Source organism: Stenotrophomonas sp. YAU14A_MKIMI4_1 (assembly GCF_003086855.1).
Lineage (GTDB): Bacteria > Pseudomonadota > Gammaproteobacteria > Xanthomonadales > Xanthomonadaceae > Stenotrophomonas.
The window spans coordinates 3,042,840-3,062,443 of the sequence record NZ_CP025998.1; the positions used below are offsets into that span (position 1 = coordinate 3,042,840).

The 19,604-nt window shown below is 67.9% G+C and carries 18 protein-coding genes; 4 read left to right on the top strand and 14 right to left on the bottom strand.

Annotated features, from left to right (window positions below; genetic code table 11):
• Positions 1-23: 23 nt before the first annotated feature.
• The 10 genes from C1931_RS14030 to prmB all read right to left on the bottom strand — a co-directional run bounded on the left by C1931_RS14030 (position 24) and on the right by prmB (position 11,171).
• Positions 24-2,042, bottom strand: a complete 2,019-nt coding sequence (locus tag C1931_RS14030) for a hypothetical protein (RefSeq protein WP_108756791.1) — start codon at positions 2,040-2,042, stop codon at positions 24-26.
• Positions 2,039-2,713: an OB-fold-containig protein gene (locus tag C1931_RS14035; protein WP_108756792.1), complete on the bottom strand. Its 675-nt coding sequence runs from the start codon at positions 2,711-2,713 to the stop codon at positions 2,039-2,041. The genes C1931_RS14030 and C1931_RS14035 overlap by 4 nt, the downstream gene beginning before the upstream one ends.
• 185 nt (positions 2,714-2,898) lie before the next feature.
• A complete protein-coding gene (locus tag C1931_RS14040; protein ID WP_108756793.1) occupies positions 2,899-3,555 on the bottom strand; it encodes a phosphoribosylanthranilate isomerase in 657 nt (218 codons plus the stop codon).
• Positions 3,552-4,322 carry a tRNA pseudouridine(38-40) synthase TruA gene (gene truA, locus C1931_RS14045; RefSeq protein WP_108756794.1) on the bottom strand — a complete coding sequence of 257 codons (771 nt, stop codon included), beginning with the start codon at positions 4,320-4,322 and terminating at the stop codon, positions 3,552-3,554. The genes C1931_RS14040 and truA overlap by 4 nt, the downstream gene beginning before the upstream one ends.
• Positions 4,323-4,354: 32 nt before the next feature.
• Positions 4,355-4,714, bottom strand: coding sequence for a VOC family protein (locus C1931_RS14050; RefSeq protein ID WP_108754846.1), 360 nt, complete (start codon positions 4,712-4,714; stop codon positions 4,355-4,357).
• Positions 4,715-4,735: 21 nt separating this feature from the next.
• Positions 4,736-6,721 (bottom strand): FimV/HubP family polar landmark protein, encoded by a 1,986-nt coding sequence (locus C1931_RS14055; RefSeq protein WP_108756795.1) that lies wholly within the window; start codon positions 6,719-6,721, stop codon positions 4,736-4,738.
• Positions 6,722-6,991: 270 nt separating this feature from the next.
• On the bottom strand, positions 6,992-8,020 hold the full coding sequence (locus tag C1931_RS14060) for an aspartate-semialdehyde dehydrogenase (RefSeq protein WP_108756796.1): 1,029 nt from the start codon (positions 8,018-8,020) through the stop codon (positions 6,992-6,994).
• Between the two features lie 91 nt (positions 8,021-8,111).
• Positions 8,112-9,149, bottom strand: a complete 1,038-nt coding sequence (locus tag C1931_RS14065) for a D-glycerate dehydrogenase (RefSeq protein WP_108756797.1) — start codon at positions 9,147-9,149, stop codon at positions 8,112-8,114.
• Entirely contained in the window at positions 9,142-10,245 is a 1,104-nt protein-coding gene (gene aroC / locus C1931_RS14070; RefSeq protein WP_108753713.1) for a chorismate synthase, read from the bottom strand. Before aroC ends, C1931_RS14065 begins: the two co-directional genes overlap by 8 nt.
• Positions 10,242-11,171 (bottom strand): 50S ribosomal protein L3 N(5)-glutamine methyltransferase, encoded by a 930-nt coding sequence (gene prmB / locus C1931_RS14075; RefSeq protein WP_108754847.1) that lies wholly within the window; start codon positions 11,169-11,171, stop codon positions 10,242-10,244. Before prmB ends, aroC begins: the two co-directional genes overlap by 4 nt.
• 122 nt (positions 11,172-11,293) lie before the next feature.
• On the opposite strand from prmB, the gene C1931_RS14080 reads away from it, so the two are divergent.
• Together C1931_RS14080 and asd are read left to right on the top strand one after the other, a co-directional pair.
• Complete coding sequence (locus tag C1931_RS14080; RefSeq protein ID WP_108750247.1) at positions 11,294-11,944, top strand: SCO family protein; 651 nt, start codon at positions 11,294-11,296, stop codon at positions 11,942-11,944.
• A complete protein-coding gene (asd, locus tag C1931_RS14085; protein ID WP_108756798.1) occupies positions 11,941-12,783 on the top strand; it encodes an archaetidylserine decarboxylase in 843 nt (280 codons plus the stop codon). Before C1931_RS14080 ends, asd begins: the two co-directional genes overlap by 4 nt.
• A 141-nt stretch (positions 12,784-12,924) precedes the next feature.
• Here the strand turns inward: asd and C1931_RS14090 are convergent, their stop codons facing one another.
• Together C1931_RS14090 and C1931_RS14095 are read right to left on the bottom strand one after the other, a co-directional pair.
• Positions 12,925-13,272, bottom strand: coding sequence for a ribonuclease E inhibitor RraB (locus tag C1931_RS14090; protein ID WP_108753715.1), 348 nt, complete (start codon positions 13,270-13,272; stop codon positions 12,925-12,927).
• 20 nt (positions 13,273-13,292) lie between these two features.
• A complete protein-coding gene (locus C1931_RS14095; protein ID WP_108756799.1) occupies positions 13,293-14,903 on the bottom strand; it encodes a transglycosylase SLT domain-containing protein in 1,611 nt (536 codons plus the stop codon).
• Between the two features lie 123 nt (positions 14,904-15,026).
• Between C1931_RS14095 and C1931_RS14100 the strand changes: the two genes are divergently transcribed.
• Together C1931_RS14100 and greB are read left to right on the top strand one after the other, a co-directional pair.
• A complete protein-coding gene (locus C1931_RS14100; RefSeq protein ID WP_108756800.1) occupies positions 15,027-16,532 on the top strand; it encodes a helicase HerA-like domain-containing protein in 1,506 nt (501 codons plus the stop codon).
• Between the two features lie 118 nt (positions 16,533-16,650).
• Positions 16,651-17,157, top strand: coding sequence for a transcription elongation factor GreB (greB, locus tag C1931_RS14105; RefSeq protein ID WP_108756801.1), 507 nt, complete (start codon positions 16,651-16,653; stop codon positions 17,155-17,157).
• A gap of 125 nt (positions 17,158-17,282) precedes the next feature.
• Here greB and C1931_RS14110 read toward each other — a convergent pair whose 3' ends face one another.
• Positions 17,283-18,098, bottom strand: a complete 816-nt coding sequence (locus tag C1931_RS14110) for a DUF3025 domain-containing protein (RefSeq protein ID WP_108756802.1) — start codon at positions 18,096-18,098, stop codon at positions 17,283-17,285.
• 8 nt (positions 18,099-18,106) lie between these two features.
• On the bottom strand, positions 18,107-19,468 hold the full coding sequence (rimO, locus tag C1931_RS14115) for a 30S ribosomal protein S12 methylthiotransferase RimO (RefSeq protein WP_108750254.1): 1,362 nt from the start codon (positions 19,466-19,468) through the stop codon (positions 18,107-18,109).
• Between the last annotated feature and the right edge of the window lie 136 nt (positions 19,469-19,604).

Here is a 19,604-nt window from a genome sequence, read left to right on the forward strand (position 1 = left end):
CAGGACGGCCACCGCACGGTGCATCAACGGGCGCTGTCGACCAAGGTGGCCGACACGGTCGGCACCGCGTCGGCGTCCTCGGCGATCTGCCGCGCTGCCGGTTCGGCCACGGCCACGCCCAGGTAGCGCTGCATCAGCTCCTGCACGATCGGGCTCTTGCCGGCGAAGCCTTCGATCGACTTGCCCAGCGAGACCGCCTTGACCAGGTTCTCGAACATGCCGCCGTCGCCGCCGACCAGATCGATGTCGGCGTTGCGCAGGGCGCTGGCGATGACGTTGGCGTTCTCGCGCGAGACTTCCTTGCCTGCCTCGATCGACGCCAACGCCTGCTTCAGGCTGTTGTCCAGCATCATGCGGAACTCTTCGTGGCCACGTGCCTGGTCGCTGAGCGAAGCGATGGCCTCGAACTTGCGCACCAGGCCTTCGGCCTCGGCCAGCAGCTTCTTCTGCACCACGCCGGCTTCGGCATTGCCCAGCGATTCGGTGGCGGTGGCACGGGCCAGGCCCATCTTCTCTTCGCCCTGCGCCTGTGCCTGCAGCGTCTCGGCCAGCACGCGTGCTTCGTTGCTGCCCTGCTTCAGGGTGGCATCGGCCTTGGCCTCGATCACGCGGGCCTCGGCAATGCCGACCTTCTCGATGGCCAGCGCCGAGGCTTCTCGCACCTGCGCTTCGGCCAGGCCCGGCGCGGCCTGTTCGGCGCGGAACGCATCGGCCAGCAGGCGCTTGGCCTCGGCCTGCTTGCCGGCTGCTTCGTGCTCGGCCTGGGCCAGGGTGGTCAGTTCCACCGCGCGGTGCTTGGAGGCGGTTTCGCGCGCCTGCGCTTCCTTCACTTCGCGCACCAGCGCTTCCTGCGCCTTGGCTTCGGCTTCCAGGATCAGCACCTGCTTCTGGCGGTCGGCTTCGGAGACTTCGCGCACTTCCTTGATGCGTTCTTCTTCCTGGGCCACGGTCTTGTCGATGGAGATGCGTTCGCGGGTGATGTTGGCCACGTCCATCTTGCCCTGCTCGACCACCTTGTCACGCTCCACGCCCTGCAGCTGCACTTCGCGGTCGGTGGTGACCTGCTCCAGCTGGCGGGCGCGCTCCACGCGCTCGGCTTCGATGGCCACCGCGCGCTGGCGGTTCTGCTCGGCCACTTCCACTTCGCGCAGGCGGTTCTGGTCGCGGATCTCGATCAGCTGCTGTGCTTCGATACGCGCGTTCTCGGACAGCTGGCGCTGCTCTTCCTGCACCTTGGCCGTCTCGGCTTCCTCGCGTGCACGGATGGTTTCGATCTCGCGCTTCTGCCGCGCCTCGGCCTCGGCCTGCTGGCGTTCCAGGGCCAGCAGTGCTTCGCGCGCTTCCACGTTCTTCTTGGTGATGGCGAGCTTTTCGTTCTGCTCCAGCTCGTTGGTCACCACGTTCTGCGCGGCGGTCAGCTCGGTGATCTTGCGGATGCCCTGCGCGTCGAGGATGTTGAACTGGTCCAGCAGCGCCTTCGGCGTCTGCTCCAGATAATCGATGGCCACGTCTTCCAGCACATAGCCGTTCAGATCGTTGCCGATCACCGCGATGATCTCGTCGCGGAATTCCTGGCGCTTTTCGAACAGTTCGGTGAAGTCGAACTTCTTGCCCACCGTCTTCAGCGCCTCGGAGAACTTGGCATTGAACAGTTCGTCCACGGCGTGCTTGTCCGAGGCACGGTCGGCGCCGATGGCCTTGGCCACGCGCAGCACATCGGCCTGGGTCTCGTTCACCCGCAGGTAGAAGGCCACGGCGATGTCGGCGCGCATGTTGTCGCGGCAGATCAGGCCTTCCTTGCCACGGCGGTCGATCTGCAGGGTGATCAGGCTGATGCGCATCAGTTCGGCGCGGTACAACACCGGAATGATGAGCGCGCCGGTGAAGTGCACCTTGGGCGTGGAGCTCATGTCGTTGACGATCAGGGCCACGCCCTGGTCAACCTTGCGGTAGAACGCCTTGAACAGACCCGCCAGGCCAAGCAGGCCCACCACGACGGTGATCAGGATGATCAGGAACGGGGCCGCGCCACTGAAACTCATGGGTGATTCTCCTTGTTGCCCGGAAGCAGGTTGTCCTGGAAATCGAGGGCGACCGCATCGGCGCGGACCACCCGGTAGTAATGCTGTTCGGCCACGTGCTCGACCAGCACGATGCGCTCGCCACGCTGCAGTTCGATGTCGCTGCGCACCTGCAGGACCAGCCCGGCACCGCCGTCATCGACGGTGGCGTGGCCGTTGCGTGCGTCCACCCTGGGCGAGGCCACCACGCCGATGCGGCCCAGCAGCGAGGCCTGCGGCACCGGCCGCAGGCGCAGCAGGAAGCGGCGGATCGGGCGCAGCAGCAGGGCGGTGAGTGGCACCGCCGGCAGCGGTGCCAGCAGGGCGAAGCCGGTGCCGATGGACCAGCGCAGCAGGTCCGGCAGCGGCAGCAGCAGATAGAGATGGACGAAATAGGTCAGTACCCAGCCGAACAGGGCAAGCAGGGTGACCACCACCATGACCGGCACCCCGCCCAGGCCGAAGCGCTGCAGCAGGGCCGACAGGCCATGCAGATCGGTGCCACCGTCGAGCGCGCCATCGGCGCCGAGATCGCCAAACCCGTCATCGACCAGGCCAAAGGCGGCAAGCCCCCAATACACCAGCGCCACCGACAGCACCACGCTGTACGGCAGGGTCGGGTAACCAAACACTACGGTCAGGAACTCCTGCATCGCTTGCCTTCCAGGGCTGTGGGCGCGATACGCCCGTTCGGACACCGCCGGTGGCGGCCCCGTCGATCCCCGCCGCGGCCCTCATGGCCGCAGCGTTCCCTTTTATCCTATGTGAAGAGGACGTGCAGGGACAAATGTGAAGACGCGGGGCAGCGGCCATTGCGGCCGCCCCCGCCCCGTGGCGGTCAATCCAGCACGGTGCAGTCGGCGCTGCGGACTTCTTCCACGAAGGTACGCATCTTGTAGCCGTCCTTGATGCCCGGCTCGACTTCGATGCCGCTGGATACGTCCACGCCCCAGGGCAGGGTCGCCAGCACGGCTTCCTTCACGTTCTCCGGGGTCAGGCCGCCGGCCAGCAGGAACGGACGGTGCAGGCCGGTGGGGATGCGCGCCCAGTCGAAGGCCACGCCGGTGCCGCCGCCGCCACCGGGCGCATGGCTGTCGAACAGGAAGCCGGCCGCACTGGGGTAACGCAGTTGCAGCGTGCGAGCGTTGACCTCCTCACGACCGCCCATGGCAATGGCCTTCAGATAGGGCATGTTGAAGCTGCGGCAGAAGCTTTCGTCTTCCTCGCCGTGGAACTGCAGCAGGGTCGGTCGCACCGTGCGCAGCACCTCGCGCACCTCTTCCTTGCTGTTGTTGCGGAACAAGGCCACCACATCGACCATCGGCGCGATCGCCTGGCGCATCGCCCGGGCTTCGGCCGGGGCCACGCGGCGGCTGCTTTCTCGGGCGAAGATGAACCCCACCGCATCGACGCCCAGTTCACCGGCCAGGCGCACGTCGCCGGCGCGGGTCATGCCACAGAACTTGATGCGGGTGCGGTAGTACGAGCGGCTCATAGAGTGACCTCGGCGGGCAGGTGCCAGTTGTCGGGGTACAGTGGCCCCAGGAACACCAGTCCCTGCGGGGGAGCGGTGGGCCCGGCCACGGTGCGGTCGCGTCCGGCCAGCAGTTCGGCGATCCATTCCACTGGTTTTTCGCCGCTGCCGACCAGGATCAGCGAACCGACGATATTGCGAACCATGTGATGAAGGAATGCATTGCCCTGCACCGCTACCTCGATCACCTCGCCCTGGCGGCTGACCTGCAGCGACTGCAGCTCGCGCCGCGCATGCAGGGCCTGGCACTGCACCGAACGGAAGGCGCTGAAGTCGTTCTCGCCCAGCAGGGCCTGGCCGGCCAGGTGCATCAGGCCAGCATCCAGCGCGCGCCGCTCCCAGCTCAGGGTCTGCCGTTCCAGCGCGGGGCGCACCTCGCGGTTCAGCAGGCGGTAGCGGTAACGCCGTGCCCGCGCTGAAAAGCGGGCGTGGAAATCGTCGGCCACCGGTACGCACCAGCGCACCGCAATGGACCGAGGCAGACGGGTGGTGGTGCCCAGCATCCACGCGCGCGGATCGCGCACGACATCGGTGTCGAAATGGACGACCTGGCACTGGCCGTGTACGCCGGCGTCGGTACGCCCGGCACAGACCACCTGCAGCGGCGCATCGGCAACCGATGACAGGGCCTGTTCCAGGCTGGCCTGCACGCTGGGACCGCCTTCGCCCAGGTTCTGCCAGCCCCTGAAATCGCTGCCGTCATATTCGACGCCAAGCGCGTAACGCATGTGCTACCTCGATCTTGCCTTGGGGGGTGCGGTCAGGCCGGATCGCGCTCGGACCAGACCGCCAGTTCGTTGCCACCCGGTTCGATGAACTGGAAGCGGCTGCCACCCGGGAACGAGAACACCTCGCGCACGATGCGGCCACCGGCCTGCTGGACCGCGCTCTGCACCGGCAGCAACTGGTCGGCGTAGAGCACCAGCAGCGGCGCGCCGGTGCTGGCCTGCTGCGGCGTTGCGCGGAAGAAGCCGCCCTGCAGGCGGCCATCATCGAACGCGGTGTAATCACTGCCGTAATCGACGAACGACCAGCCGAATACCGCTTCGAAGAACGCACGGCTGGCGGCGGGATCGCTGGAGGCGAATTCAACGTAGTCGATGCGGCGTTCGCGGGTCATGGCAGTGTCCGTCATGGGGAATCAATCCAAGCGTGCCAGCAGTTCACGTGCCTGCGCCTGGCAGTGCACGTCGCCCTGCTCGGCCACTTCCTGCAACAGGGTGCGCGCGGTCTGCGCATCGCCCAGGTCCAGATAGGCGATGGCCAGTTCCAGCCGCTCCTGGCCGGGGCGCGGCGCCCAGTCGTGTGGATCGGGCTGCGCGGCAACCGGCACTTCCTCCACGTCATCAGCGGCGTCGGACGCTGCGACGGCGGGGTCTTCGTGCGGCTCGGCCGGCAGGTCGAACACGCCGCGGAACTGCGGCTGCTGCTCGGCATGCAGGGCGTAGTCGGGTACGCCCACGGCCTGGGTTTCCGCAGGGACCGCATCGAGCCGCGCGGCCTCAGCTTGTGCTTCCGGTTCCGGTTCCGGCTCCAGCGCATCCCATTGCGGCGGCGTGGCCACGGCCGCCGGCAGTTCGCTTTCGGTGTCCTCAAGCGGCGTGGTCGCGTCGGACGCGTCGGCCTGCGCGGAGACGGTGTCCTCTGCGTCCTGGTGGGTGTCGGCCGCGGTGGCCCATTCCGGCATCGCCGGCTCCTGGCGGGCATCGCCGGACGCCGGGGACGCCCACGCCGACTGCTCGGCCAGGGTGTCCAGCGCTGCACCGGCCGGTACCGCTGCGGCCAGGGCGGCCGCATCGCTCTCGTCGCGCAGTGGCGGCAGGGGCGAAGGCTTGCGCCGGCGCATCAGCCAGGCCGCACCTGCAATGAGCAGCAGCAACGGCAGCCCCAGCCAGTACCACGGGGTGCCTGCACTGGTTGCGCCCGCCGGCTGTTCCAGGCGTTGCTGCGCAGCGGCCAGGTCGTTGTCCTTCAGGGCGATCAGCGACTGCTGCTGGTCCTTCAGCTTTTCCAGTTCGGCCACGCGCTGCTTCAACTCGCCGATCTCGGCATCGCGCGTGGCGATGTCTTCCTTGGCCTGTCGCAGTTGTTCATTGCCCAGCATGTCACCCTCGCTGCCGGCAGCGGTGCCGGTCGTTGTGCCCGCGTGGGCGGCATCGGCCGCCAGCGCTGGAGCAATCTCAAGACGCGCCCCGGTGGCGGGGGCCGGTGCAGCCGATGCGGTAGTGGCGACCGCCGCCGGCGCGCCGGCCGGCTGCGGCACGGTGCGTGCCTGCCGCCACTGCGCCGCGTGTTCGCGCAGCATGGCCGCCGCTTCGGCCGCATCGACGGCGGCCAGCGCGGCCTGGTCCGGCACCCGCAGCACCGCGCCCTGCTTGAGCAGGTTGGCGTTGCCGCGGATGAAGGCTTCGGGGTTGGCGCGCAGCAGGGCGATCATCGCCCGGTCACGGCTGACCTGGTTGCCACGCGCGACCGCGTCGGCAATCTGCGAAAGGGTCTGCCCGTGCTGCACGGTCACGCTGCCATTGGCGGCCGGCGCTGCGGCGCGCGGTGCCGCCGTCGCAGTTGCACGCGTGGGCGCCTTGGCGGGTGTCAACGGCGCAGACGGCGCAGCGGCAGGCGGCGTGGGTGCCGGGGCGTCGCGGACGATGGTGTCCGGCAACATGCCGGCCGGCGCCACGATTTCCGGTTCGGCCACGGCCAGGGCACTGGCCGGCGCATCCACCAGGGCCGAGTATTCGCGCACCAGGCGCCCCTGGCCCCAGTCGGCTTCGATCAGGAAACTCAGCGACGGGGTCTCGACCGGGGTCTGCGAGGTCACCCGCACCACTGCCCTGCCCTGCGCATTGGTGGTCAGTTCGAACTGCAGTTCACTGACCAGCCCGGTCGGCCGTTGCAGGCCCACGCGTTCGAAGGTGACCGGCGAGGCCAGCGCCACCCGCAGGTTTTCCAGTTCGGAGGGATCGGCCGATACGACGGGGATCTCGGCCAGCAAGGGCTGGCCGGGGCGCGACAGCACGCGGATGTCGCCCAGACCCAGGGCCATGGCCGAACTGCTCGCCAGGGCCAGCAGTGCTGCGGAAAGATAGGTGAGCGGGCGGCGCGCGCCCTTGGCCCGTTTATTCATGGGCGACACTATAAAGCGTGCGGACCAAGGTCCGCACCCACCGATTGAGGCGGGCCGCACCCACCGGATGGGACGGGCCGCACCCACCGGATGGGACGATACGCGCCCATCGGGTGGGGCGATACGCGCCCATCGGGTGGCGGCGATGCCCCGTAGAGTCGAGCTTGCTCGACTGCCTTGAACGCAGGCGAGCAGAAGCAGTCGAGCAAGCTCGACTCTACGAAGGGCAGAAGCAGCCGGGCATGGCCCGGCTCTACAGGACAGCAGGTGTCAGCGCTGTTCGGCGGCGACCAGCTCGGCCAGCTGCACGGCGTTCAGGGCGGCGCCCTTGCGCACGTTGTCCGACACGATCCACAGGTTCAGGCCGCGCGGGTGCGACAGGTCTTCGCGGATGCGGCCGACGTACACCGCGTCGGTGCCCGAGGCATGGGTGACCGGGGTCGGATAGCCGCCGGCTTCATGGCGGTCCACCACTTCCACGCCCGGCGCCTGTTCCAGCAGCGCACGCGCTTCGGCCACGGTGACCTTGTCGCGGGTTTCGATCGCCACCGATTCGGAATGACCGTAGAACACCGGCACGCGCACGGCGGTCGGGTTCACCAGGATGCTGTCGTCGCCGAGGATCTTGCGGGTTTCCCAGACCAGCTTCATTTCTTCCTTGGTGAAGCCGTTGTCCTGGAAATCGTCGATGTGCGGGATCAGGTTGAAGGCGATCTGCACCGGGAAGCGCTGCGGATCGATGTCCTGGAAGCTGAGCAGCTGGCCGGTCTGCTTGCCCAGCTCTTCCATCGCCGAACGGCCACCGCCGGACACCGACTGGTAGGTGGACACGTTGATGCGCTCGATGCCGTACTTGCGGTGCAGCGGCGCCAGCGCCACCAGCATCTGCATGGTCGAGCAGTTCGGGTTGGCGATGATGCCGCGCGGACGGTTGCCGATCTGGTCCGGGTTGACCTCGGACACCACCAGCGGCACGTCGTCGTCGTAACGGAAGGCCGAGGAGTTGTCGATCACCACGGCACCGGCCGCGGCGAACTTCGGTGCATATTCCTTGGACACGCTGCCGCCAGCCGAGAACAGGGCGATTTCAACGCCGCTGGGATCGAAGGTAGCCAGGTCCTGGATCTTGATCTTCTGGCCTTCGTATTCGACTTCGCCACCGGCCGAGCGCTCGGAGGCGAGCAGGCTCAGGGTGCCGACGGGGAAGCCACGCTCGGCCAGGATGGACAGCATGGTCTCGCCGACCGCACCGGTGGCGCCGACGATGGCGACGTGGAAGCTGCGTTGTGCATTGCTCATGGGGGAACTCTCACGAAAAACGGGAAGGGGAAAACTCACGCACGACAGCTGGGTTCGGGGAACCTCCTCGGACGGGGCGCGTGGAGGTTCCCTATCGTTTCCCGCTTTTTTTACCCAGCACGGCACGCGCGGCCAGGGCCGCGTCGGCATTGATCGCGCTCGGCATGGCAGCCGGGCTGCCCGACAGGCCCAGGCCGGCCAGCAGGTTGTCCACCGCCAGCTGCACCATGGCCGTGCGCGTGGCCAGCGAGGCGCTGCCGATATGCGGGGTCAGCACCACGTTGCGCAGCGCCAGCAGTTCCGGGCGCACCTTCGGCTCGCCCTCATAGACATCCAGGCCGGCGGCGGCCAGGCGGCCGTTGGCCAGGGCATCGACCAGGGCCAGTTCATCGACGATGCCGCCGCGGGCGATGTTCACCAGGGTGGCCGAGGGCTTCATCTTCGCCAGCGCGGCGGCGTCGATGATGTGGTGCGAGGCCGGGGTGTACGGCAGTACGGTGACCAGGTGGTCGGACTGCGCCAGCAGCGTGTCCAGGTCCACGTAGGTCGCACCCAGTGCCGCCTCGGTGTCGGCCGGCAGGCGCGAACGGTTGTGGTACAGCACCTTCATGCCGAAACCATGCGCGCCACGGCGGGCAATGCCCTGGCCGATGCGGCCCATGCCGAGGATGCCCAGGGTGCTGCCATGGATATCGGCACCGAGCATGGTCTGGAACGACCACTGCCCCCACTTGCCCTCGCGCAGCCAGCGCTCGGATTCGGTGATGCGACGCGCGGCGGCCATCAGCAGGGCAAAGCCCATGTCGGCCGTGGTTTCGGTCAGCACATCGGGGGTATTGCTGGCCAGGATGCCGGCCGCGCTGAGCGCGTCCACGTCCAGGTTGTTGTAGCCCACGCCGACGTTGGCGATCACCTGCAGCTGCGCGGCATCGGCCAGCTGGGCCGCGCCGATGCGCTCGTTGAGGGTGATGATGGCGCCGTCGACCGAGGCCAGTTGTTCGGCGATCTGCTGCGGCGACCAGGCGGTGACGGTTTCGGTGGCGAGCAGCTGCACGCGATCGCGCAGCGGCGCGATGGCCGCGTCGATCAGCGGCTGGCTCACCCATACCGTCGGCCGCGTATCAGCCATCGATCTGCCCGGGAATGCGCGGGGTGATGGTACCGACGTCGCCACACTGGGCGCGGTGGCGCAGCGCCTGGTCCATCAGCACCAGGGCCATCATGGCCTCGGCGATGGGGGTGGCGCGGATGCCGACGCAAGGATCGTGACGGCCGGTGGTGACCACTTCCACGACGTTGCCTTCGGTATCCAGTGACGGACCCGGCAGGCGCAGGCTGGACGTAGGCTTCAGCACGATGGAGGCGACCACCGGCTGGCCGGTGGAAATGCCGCCGAGGATGCCGCCGGCATGGTTGCTGGCAAAGCCCTGCGGGGTCAGCAGATCGCGGTGTTCGGTACCCTTCTGCGCGGCGCTGGCGAAACCGTCGCCGATCTCCACGCCCTTGACCGCGTTGATGCTCATCAGCGCGGCGGCCAGGTCGCCATCGAGCTTGCCGTAGATGGGTTCACCCCAGCCCGGCGGCACGTTGTCGGCCACCACGTCCACGCGCGCACCGACCGAATCACCGGACTTGCGCAGCGCATCCATGTACGCCTCCAGCTGCGGCACCTGTTCGGCGTGCGGCCAGAAGAACGGGTTGTCTTCCACCGCCGACCAGTCGAAACCGGCCGGACGGATCTCGCCCAACTGCGACAGGTAGCCCCGCACGGTCACCCCGAAGCGCTCGGCCAGCCACTTCTTGGCGACCACGCCGGCAGCCACGCGCATGGTGGTTTCGCGCGCAGAGGAACGGCCACCACCGCGCGGATCGCGGATGCCGTACTTGTGCCAATAGCTGTAATCGGCATGGCCCGGACGGAACTGCTGGCCGATGTTGGCGTAATCCTTGCTGCGCTGGTCGGTGTTGCGGATCAGCAGCGCAATAGGGGTACCGGTGGTCAGGCCCTGGTACACGCCGGACAGGATCTCGACCTCATCGGCCTCGCGCCGCGCCGAGGTGTGCCGGCTCTTGCCGGTGGCACGGCGCTGCAGGTCGTGGGCGAATTCGGCCGCATCCAGCGCCAGCCCCGGCGGACAGCCATCGATCACGCAGCCGATGGCCGGCCCGTGCGATTCGCCGAACGTGGTGACGGTGAACAGCTTGCCGAACGAATTGGAGCTCACGGGCGCTGCGCCGCCAGTTCGGTGATGCGGGCGCTGTGGGCGATCAGTTCACGGCATTCGACCGCGAAGATACCCATCTGGCCGACCTTGAATTCGATCCAGGCGAAGTCGACTTCCGGCAGCAGCTTGATCAGGTGCTGTTCGGACTCGCCCACTTCGCAGATCAGCAGGCCGTCTTCGCTCAGGTGCAGCGGCGCGTCGCGCAGGATCTTCAGCACCAGGTCGAGACCATCGTCGCCGGCGCGCAGGCCCATTTCCGGCTCGTAGGAGTATTCCTGCGGCAGGGCATCGGTCTCGTCGTTGGTGACGTAGGGCGGGTTGGTGACGATCAGGTCGTAGTGGCGACCGGTCAGGCCGTTGAACAGGTCCGACTTCAGCAGGGTGACGTTGTGCGCCTGCAGGCGCTCCTTGTTCTCTTCGGCCAGCGACAGGGCGTCATCGCTCAGGTCCACGCCATCCACTTCCCAGTTCGGGTAGTAGTGGCCCATGGCAATGGCGATGCAGCCCGAGCCGGTGCACAGGTCCAGGGCGCGGCTGACATCGCGGCCGGCCAGCCACGGTTCGAAGCCGCACTCGATCAGCTCGGCGATGGGCGAGCGCGGCACCAGGGCGCGCTTGTCGCTCTTGAAGCTGAGCCCGGCAAACCAGGCCTCGCCGGTCAGGTAGGCGGCGGGGATGCGTTCGTCGATGCGGCGCTGGAACAGCTCCAGCACGCGCAGCTTTTCTTCCTGCAGCAGGCGCGCCTGGCCGTAGGCCGGGCCCAGGTCGTGCGGCAGGTGCAGGCTGTGCAGCACCAGCTGGGTGGCCTCGTCCAGGGCGTTGTCGTAGCTGTGCCCGAAGGTCAGGCCCGCGGCGTTGAAACGGCTGGTGCCGTAGCGGATCAGGTCGATGATCGTGTGGAGTTCGGCGGCCGTTTCAGCGGTCATGGCGGTACTGCGGGCAAAGTGGCCCACGATTATAGGGCTTGCGGCCTGCGCCGGCATCCGTTGCGACGGAAACGATCCGGCCACAGCCGGTATGATGGGGCCCACTTCGCGCGGGAGCCCCCATGTTCAATCGCAACGTCGGCATCATCCTGCTGATCGCCCTGGCCGCGGGCCTGGGCCTGCTGGCCGCGCAGCAGGTGTTCGCGCCGAAGCCGGCGGCCAACCAGCCGGCCACCGAGGCGATCACCCTGTACCCGCAGGCGCGCCCCCTGCCCGACTTCAACCTGGCCCAGTCCGACGGCACCCGCCTGATTCCGGGCGAGCTGAAGGGCCACTGGACACTGGTGTTCCTGGGGTTCACGTTCTGCCCGGACGTGTGCCCGACCACCCTGGCCGAGCTGGCCGGCGCGCAGAACCAGTGGGAGAATCTGCCGGACACGCTGCGCCCGCGCGTGCTGTTCGTCTCGGTTGACCCGGACCGTGACAACGCCACCCGCCTGGGCGAGTACGTGCACGGGTTCCACAAGGACACCCTGGCCGCCAGCGCCGACATTCCCTCACTGGAGCGATTTGCCACCTCGCTGGGCTTCGTGTTCCAGAAGGTGCCGGGCAAGCACTTCGACGAAAACCCCGAGGATTACACCGTCGAGCATTCGGCCAGCCTGGCCGTGCTTGACCCGCAGGGCCGCCTTGCCGGCCTGGTGCGCCCCCCGTTCAACGCGCCGGCCATTGCCCGCGACCTGCAGAAGCTGACCGAGAAATCCGCCCCATGAGCCTGACCACCGCCCTGACGTATGCCCTGCCCCACCGCCTGCTGTCTTCGATGGCGCGCTCGCTGGCGTACTCGGACGATCCGCGCGTATCACGCTGGTTGATCGACACAGTCACCCGCAAGTTCGACGTCAACCTGGACGAAGCGGCCAACCCCGACCCGCGCAGCTACGCCACCTTCAACCAGTTCTTCACCCGTGCACTGAAGCCGGGCGCGCGCGTGGCCGATGCCGATCCGCGCCGCCTGCTGATGCCCGCCGACGGCCGCATCAGCCAGCTGGGGAAGATCGAGGCCGGCCGCATTTTCCAGGCCAAGGGCCAGTCGTTCACCGCCGCCGAACTGCTGGGCAGCGCTGAAGATGCCAAGCCGTACAACGAAGGTCTGTTCGCCACGGTGTACCTGTCGCCGCGCGACTACCACCGCGTGCACATGCCCTGGACCGGCACCCTGCGCGAAACCGTGCACGTGCCGGGCCGACTGTTCAGCGTGGGCCCGGCGGCGGTGAACGGCGTGCCGCGCCTGTTTGCCCGCAACGAGCGCCTGGTCTGCCATTTCGACACCAGCTTCGGCCCGATGGTGAGCGTGATGGTCGGCGCACTGCTGGTGTCGGGCGTGGAAACGGTCTGGAGTGGTGAAGAGATTCCCGCCTACGGCGACCGCATCACCCGCAAGGATTACCGCGGCCAGGGCATCGTGCTGGAGCGCTTCGCCGAGATGGCGCGCTTCAACTACGGTTCGACGGTGATCGTGCTGCTGCCGCCGGGCGTGGCCGAGTTCGCCCCGCAGCTGGGCGCGGAAAGCCCGGTGCAGCTGGGCCAGGCGCTGGCAACGCTGCGCTGAGGGTGGTGGGCGGCGGAATCCCGGGCATTCCCGGAATGCCGGGAATGCCGTCGTAGAGTCGAGCTTGCTCGACTGACGCCATGCCAAGGCAGTCGAGCAAGCTCGACTCTACAAAACCCGAGCAGTCGAGCTTGCTCGACGCTACTGGAGGGTCGGGGCCGGGCCGACGTCCACGCCGTCGTAGTCTTCAACGCCCAGCTGGCTGGCCAGTGCGGCCAGCTCCTGGTTGCGCAGGTCCAGCGAGGCTTCGTCGTGCACCTCGACGCGCTCGACGTGCAGCACGTGGAAGGGCGCATCGCCCTCTTCCGGCTCCTGCTCGAACTGGTCCACCACCGTGTAGCCCTGCTCCTGCAGGCTGGCTGCCAGCGCCTGCAGGCGCTCGGGGGTGGAATGCACGAAGTAGTAACCCCACAGCAGGGGCACGCTGAGATCCCAGTCGGTGTTCTCACGCAGGTTCTCGAACAGGTCGCGGGTGGCTTGCAGGTCCATGCGGTGGGGTCTCCGGGCAGTTACTTGTCGCAGCCCTGCAGCTTCAGGGTCTGGCCCTGGCGCAGGCTGTAGGAAGGGGCCTTCAGGCCATTGGCGCGGGCCAGCACCGGCACGTCGCACTGGAACTTGGCCGCAATGCGGCCCAGGGTGTCACCCTTGCCGACCTTGTAGCTGCGTGCCGGCTTGGCGCGCGGCGCGGGGGCCGGACGCGGTGCGGCCACCGGCGCGCTCGGGGTCGTGGCCACCGGGCTGGCCGCGTTCGGATCGGCCACCGGCACGAGCCCACCCACCGCGACGCTGCCGGTGTAGGTGGTCGCGCTGGGGCGCACGATGGCCGCGTTCAGATCGGCGGTGATCAGCGTGCGCGCCAGGTCCGCGCGCGGGCCGCTGACGCAGTTGCGCTGGTAAAGGCTGGCGATGCGCGTGGTGGCATTGATGAGGGTGCCGGCCGGAATCCAGCCGTCGGCCTCGTAGCGCGGGTTGAGGTTGCGCAGCGCGCGCATGTAGCCATCGCGAGTGCCGTGGCTGCCCAGGCAGATGGTCAGTTCATAGATGGTGGTCGAACGGGCCAGGCGCACCGTGGCCGGCTGCGCGTTGATCTTCGGGAATTCCACGCCGTACTGCTGCGGGTGCAGGTAGATCCATGCCGCGGCGATCACCATCGGCACGTAATCCTTGGTTTCACCGGGGAACTGGTTGTACACGCGGTCCACCCAGAAGCTCTGCCCCGGGTTTTCGCGGGCCACGCGTGCGGCGCGGCCTTCACCGCCGTTGTAACCGGCCAGCGACAGCTCAACGCTGTTGTTCAGTTCACGCATGCGCTCGTTGATGTACGTCGCGCTGGCTTCAGCCGCGCTGCGTGCATCGAAGCGGGTATCGAAGCCGGTGCCATCCGGGCCCAGGCCGAAGCGGCGGCCGGTGGCCGGCATGAACTGCATCAACCCGGCCGCACCGGCACGCGAAGATGCATGCACGCGGCCATTGGATTCCTTGGCCATGATGCCGAACAGCAGGGCCTCGGGCAGGCCACGCTTTTCCCATTCCGGCCACATCACCGCGCGCAGGTTCTGGTAGTTTTCGTAGGTGGTCATCAGCGCCGGCCGCATGTCGGTCAGCCAGCGGCGGATGCCGGCCTGCACGGCCGGGTTGTACTCGACCATGTTGTCGAAGGCATGGCGCTTGTCGTTCAGCAGGGCGGCCGCGCGCGCCGCCTCGGGCACATCGGCAGCCAACGGGCCGACGTGGTCCGGGTCGGCCTCCAGGCGGTCGCCGGCGTCGGCGGTGGCGTCATCATCGCTGGCGGCGTCGGCATCGCGCTTCAGCAGGCGCTTGTAGGTGGCCAGCATGCTGCCCATCTGGCAGCCCTTCTGCTTCACGCATTCGCTGATGACATCTTCCATGTCCTCCAGCGCGGCATCGGCCTCGTTGCTGCCCTTGGGATCGGCATTGGCCACCAGCAGCAGGGCGTCGCCATAGCGCTTCTCGGCCGCGGCCATGCGCTGCTGCAGCGCGTCCACTTTCACCTTGTCCCGCGCCGACACCCGCTGCGCATGGGCGTCGGGCGCCAGGGAAACCAGGCCAACCAGGGCCAGCAGCGGCCAGGTGCGGGAAATCAGGACAGGAACGGGCATTGGTGGCACTGTGTGCGAAACAGGCAGGCAGAGTAGCGGTGCCGCCAAGGTCCGGGCAACCCGGCCGGCGACCGGCTGCCGCCGCCGGTTAACATTGACCGCATTCACCACAAGGGCTGGACCATGGATCCGATTCTGCTGGGAAAAGGCATGACCGACGATGTGGCCGTTACCCTGCTGCCGAAACTGGGCAACCGCCACGGCCTGGTGGCCGGCGCCACCGGCACCGGCAAGACGGTGACCCTGATGACCCTGGCCGAGGGCTTCTCACGGCGCGGGGTGCCGGTGTTCCTGGCCGATGTGAAGGGCGATGTCTCCGGCCTGGCGGTGCCCGGCACGGGCAGCGAGAGCCTGCTGCAGCGCGCCGCGCAGATCGGCGTGGCCGACTACGCCCCGGAAGGCAGTCCCACCGTGTTATGGGACCTGTACGGCAAGCTGGGACACCCGGTACGCACCACCGTCAGCGAAATGGGCCCGACACTGCTGGCGCGCATCCTGGAATTGAACGACACCCAGTCCGGCGTGCTGGACATCGTGTTCAAGCTGGCCGACGACCGCGGCCTGCTGCTGCTGGACATGGACGACCTGCGCGCCCTGCTGGGCCTGGTGGCCGAAGAGCGGAAGGACATTTCCACCGAGTACGGCCTGGTCAGCGCGCAGTCGATCGCCGCCATCCAGCGCGCGCTGCTGCGCCTGGCCCAGGACGGCGGCGAAGGCTTCTTCGGTGAGCCGGCGCTGGAGCTGGCCGACATCATGCGGGTCAATCACGACGGGCGCGGCGTGATCGGCATCCTCGCCGCCGACCAGCTGGTACTCAAGCCCAAGCTGTATTCCACTTTCCTGCTGTGGCTGCTGTCCGAGCTGTTCGAACAGCTGCCCGAAGTGGGCGACCTGGAAAAGCCCAAGCTGGTCTTCATCTTCGACGAGGCGCACCTGCTGTTCGACGACGCGCCGGCCTCGCTGGTGCAGCGCATCGAACAGGTGGTGCGGCTGATCCGCTCCAAGGGCGTGGGCGTGTACTTCTGCTCGCAGTTCCCCGACGACGTGCCGGCCAACATCCTGGGCCAGCTGGGCAACCGCGTGCAGCACGCGCTGCGCGCGTTCACCCCGCGCGACCAGAAGGCGGTGAAGACCGCCGCCGAGACCTTCGTGCCGAACCCGAAGCTGGACGTGGCCAAGGCGCTGGGCCAGCTCGGCACCGGCGAGGCGCTGGTGTCCACGCTGCAGGACAAGGGCGTGCCGATGCCGGTGCAGCAGACCATGATCGCCCCGCCGCGCTGCCGCATGGGGCCGGTGACCGAGGCCGAACGCGCGCAGGTGCGCGCCGGCAGCCCGGTGGGCACCCGCTACGACACGGCAGTGAACCGCGAATCGGCCGCCGAGCTGCTGGCCCAGCGCGCGCAGAAGGCGGTGGAGAAGGTCGAGGCCCCGGCCGCACGCAGCCGCGAACAGGACGAGGCGCAGGAAGGCGGCTTCGGCCAGGCGATCAAGGATGCGATCTTCGGCACCAAGCGCCGCCAGGGCATGATTGAAACCATGGCCAAGCAGACCACCCGCACCGTGGGCACCAAGCTGGGCAACCAGATCGTGCGCGGGCTGCTGGGCGGCATTTTCGGCGGCAAGCGCTGAGCTTCAGCTGCTGGGGTCAGAGCCCTTCCTGCGGAAGGGATCTGACCCCGTGGCCGGATCCCTCCCGCCAGGGAGGGCTCCGACCCCATTCCTTACTCCTGAAAAGAATCCGTACTGCATGTCCCGTTGGCGTCCCCCCGCAGAAAAAAGCACTGCCCTGATCACCGCCGCCGGCCATGCGCGGTTGAAAGCCGAACTGGATGAGCTGTGGCGCGTGCGCCGCCCCGAGGTGGTGAAGGCGCTGGCCGCGGCCGCGGCCGAGGGTGATCGTTCCGAGAACGCCGAATACACCTACCGCAAGAAGCAGCTGGGCGAGATCGACCGCCGGGTGCGCTATCTGACCAAGCGCCTGGACGCACTGCGCGTGGTGGACACCACCCCGACCGACCCGCAGGCGGTGTTCTTCGGCGCCTGGGTGGAGCTGGAAAACGTGGACAGCGGGCAGACCAGCCGTTATCGCATCGTCGGCCCGGACGAGACCGATGCCGGACTGGGCTGGATCAGCATTGATTCGCCGCTGGCGCGGGCGTTGCTGAAGAAGCGCATCGACGATGAGTTTTCGGTGGAGCTGCCCGGCGGGCAGTTCACGTTTGCGGTGATCGGGGTGGAATACCCGCCCCGGTAGAGTCGACTGTCAGTCGACTAGCGCGCAGCGCGGGGCTTTCGCAGATTGCAGGAAAAGCAACGACAGTAGATCCACGCCATGCGTGGATGCAGATTGCAGGAAAAACAGTCGACTGACAGTCGACTCTACCCGGCGATGTGCAGCGGCGGTGGGTACTGGCGCCCTGCGCGCAGCGGGCGGAAGTAATCGACATCGGCGTAGAAGGCGGCGTCCTGCACGCCGTGCCAGCCGGGAATGCCGGCCAGCGGCAGCGGTCGCAGCTGCAATGGATCAGTCAGCGCCTGGCCGTGTTCGATTGCCTGCACCACCGCTTCGATGCAGGCGCTGTCTTCATCGCCACGCACCACCACGCACTTGCCCACCAGTCGCCGCCCGGGCAGCAGTGCCTGCTCCATCAACGCATGGCCAAACACGATCGCCACCGCGATAGCGCCCGCCTTCCAGGGTGCGGGCGCGAACAGTGCCGACCAGTCATGCGCGTCCCACGCAGCAAGCAGCGCAGGGTCGCGCACCCGCACCACCACGCCGGTTTCATCGAACTGGGTCAGCGCGGCCTGCGCGCGGTTGCGCTGGCCGGGCGCCATCGCGGCGATGTGCCGGCACTGCTGGCGATTGAGTGCCCGCTTCAACGGCCGCTGGCTGGCCCAGACCAGGGCGTTGAACAGGTCATGCCAGTTCTGCGCACGGGTGGCGAGGCGGCCTTGGGCAATGCGGGTTTCGTAGTGCAGGCCATCGGCCAGCAGCGCGGCGTCCTGTTCCACCAGCTGCAGGCCCGGCACGACCAGGCGCGCATCCAGCGCAGGCACGCCGGGCCAACCAGGTGCGGCCAGCAGGTCAGCGAAAGCCGCCAAGCCGGCATACAGAGGATGCTGGAAGACCGCTGCGGTCACCGCCGCACGCGGCGGCGGCACGAAGCGTCGATGGCCGGCGTCGGCGGCCATCGCTGTTGTCACAGAACCTTGAGGTCGAACGCCGGGCGCGTGCTCGGCGGCAGCGCATCGCCGTACAGATCGTGGTCGTCGCTTTCGGTGATCTCCACGTCGACGAATTCGCCCACGCGCAGCGCCACCTGGTCGGCGTTCTGGATATGCACCAGGCCGTCGATTTCCGGCGCATCGGCGCGCGAACGGGCCACGGCGATATCGCCCTCGATGGCATCGACCAGGCACTGCTGCACGGTGCCGATCTTGGCTTCCAGGCGCGAAGCGGAAATCTGCGCCTGCTTTTCCATGAAGCGCGCCAGGCGCTCCTGTTTCACTTCTTCCGGCACCGGGTCCGGCAGAGCGTTGGCCGTGGCACCTTCCACCGGCGAATAGGCGAAGGCACCCACGCGGTCCAGCTGCGCCTCGTCCAGGAACGAGAGCAGCTCTTCGAACTCGGCCTCGGTCTCGCCGGGGAAACCGACGATGAAGGTCGAACGCACGGTGATGTCCGGGGCGATGCGGCGCCAGTTCTGCACGCGCTCCAGGGTCTTTTCGACCGCACCGGGGCGCTTCATCAGGCGCAGGATGCGCGGGCTGGCGTGCTGGAACGGGATGTCCAGGTACGGCAGGATGCGGTTCTCGGCCATCAGCGGCACCACCTCGTCCACGTGCGGGTACGGGTAGACGTAGTGCATGCGCACCCAGGCATCGAGCTCGGACAGGCCTTCGCACAGCGCCTTCAGGCGGGTCTGGTAGGCCTTGTCGCGCCACATCTTTTCGGCGTACTTCACGTCCACGCCGTAGGCCGAGGTGTCCTGCGAAACCACCAGCAGTTCCTTCACCCCGCCGCGCACCAGCCGCTCGGCTTCGCGCAGCACGTCATCCACCGGGCGCGAGACCAGTTTGCCGCGCATCGAGGGAATGATGCAGAAGCTGCAGTGGTGGTTGCAGCCTTCGGAAATCTTCAGATAGGCGTAGTGGCGCGGGGTCAGCTTGATGCCGTAGTCGGGCACCAGGTCCACGAACGGGTCGTGCTTGGGCGGCAGCGCTTCATGCACCGCTTCCATCACGCTCTGGTAGTCCTGCGGGCCAGAGACCGCCAGCACGTTCGGGTAGGCCTCGCGGATCTGTTCCGGGCGCTTGCCCAGGCAGCCGGTGACGATCACCTTGCCGTTCTGGTTCATGGCCTCGCCGATCGCATCCAGCGATTCGGTCACCGCCGAATCGATGAAGCCGCAGGTGTTGACCACCACCACGTCGGCCGAATCGTAGGACGGGACGATGTCGTAGCCTTCCGAGCGGAGCTGGGTGAGGATGCGCTCGGAATCGACAAGGGCCTTCGGGCAGCCAAGGCTGACGAAGCCGACTTTGGGGTTCAGCTGGGACATGGAAATCGCGGGACTCTGGGGGCCTGGGCCCCTGCCGGCATGGCAGGGGGACCTGGGGGCCGGGGCCTGAAAGGGCGCCAGTATACCGGGGTTGGCGCCTGCGCCTGAACGGCCAGCCGCCTGATCGGGCACAGCC

Coding starts and splice junctions, on each gene's coding strand:
- C1931_RS14065 (WP_108756797.1), bottom strand. CDS start 9,149: ATGGCTGATACGCGGCCGACGGTATGGGTGAGCCAGCCGCTGATCGAC.
- C1931_RS14090 (WP_108753715.1), bottom strand. CDS start 13,272: ATGGACCTGCAAGCCACCCGCGACCTGTTCGAGAACCTGCGTGAGAAC.
- truA (WP_108756794.1), bottom strand. CDS start 4,322: ATGCGTTACGCGCTTGGCGTCGAATATGACGGCAGCGATTTCAGGGGC.
- C1931_RS14080 (WP_108750247.1), top strand. CDS start 11,294: ATGTTCAATCGCAACGTCGGCATCATCCTGCTGATCGCCCTGGCCGCG.
- asd (WP_108756798.1), top strand. CDS start 11,941: ATGAGCCTGACCACCGCCCTGACGTATGCCCTGCCCCACCGCCTGCTG.
- C1931_RS14095 (WP_108756799.1), bottom strand. CDS start 14,903: ATGCCCGTTCCTGTCCTGATTTCCCGCACCTGGCCGCTGCTGGCCCTG.
- C1931_RS14100 (WP_108756800.1), top strand. CDS start 15,027: ATGGATCCGATTCTGCTGGGAAAAGGCATGACCGACGATGTGGCCGTT.
- rimO (WP_108750254.1), bottom strand. CDS start 19,468: ATGTCCCAGCTGAACCCCAAAGTCGGCTTCGTCAGCCTTGGCTGCCCG.
- C1931_RS14060 (WP_108756796.1), bottom strand. CDS start 8,020: ATGAGCAATGCACAACGCAGCTTCCACGTCGCCATCGTCGGCGCCACC.
- C1931_RS14035 (WP_108756792.1), bottom strand. CDS start 2,713: ATGCAGGAGTTCCTGACCGTAGTGTTTGGTTACCCGACCCTGCCGTAC.
- C1931_RS14055 (WP_108756795.1), bottom strand. CDS start 6,721: ATGAATAAACGGGCCAAGGGCGCGCGCCGCCCGCTCACCTATCTTTCC.
- C1931_RS14050 (WP_108754846.1), bottom strand. CDS start 4,714: ATGACCCGCGAACGCCGCATCGACTACGTTGAATTCGCCTCCAGCGAT.
- C1931_RS14040 (WP_108756793.1), bottom strand. CDS start 3,555: ATGAGCCGCTCGTACTACCGCACCCGCATCAAGTTCTGTGGCATGACC.
- C1931_RS14030 (WP_108756791.1), bottom strand. CDS start 2,042: ATGAGTTTCAGTGGCGCGGCCCCGTTCCTGATCATCCTGATCACCGTC.
- greB (WP_108756801.1), top strand. CDS start 16,651: ATGTCCCGTTGGCGTCCCCCCGCAGAAAAAAGCACTGCCCTGATCACC.
- C1931_RS14110 (WP_108756802.1), bottom strand. CDS start 18,098: ATGGCCGCCGACGCCGGCCATCGACGCTTCGTGCCGCCGCCGCGTGCG.
- prmB (WP_108754847.1), bottom strand. CDS start 11,171: ATGACCGCTGAAACGGCCGCCGAACTCCACACGATCATCGACCTGATC.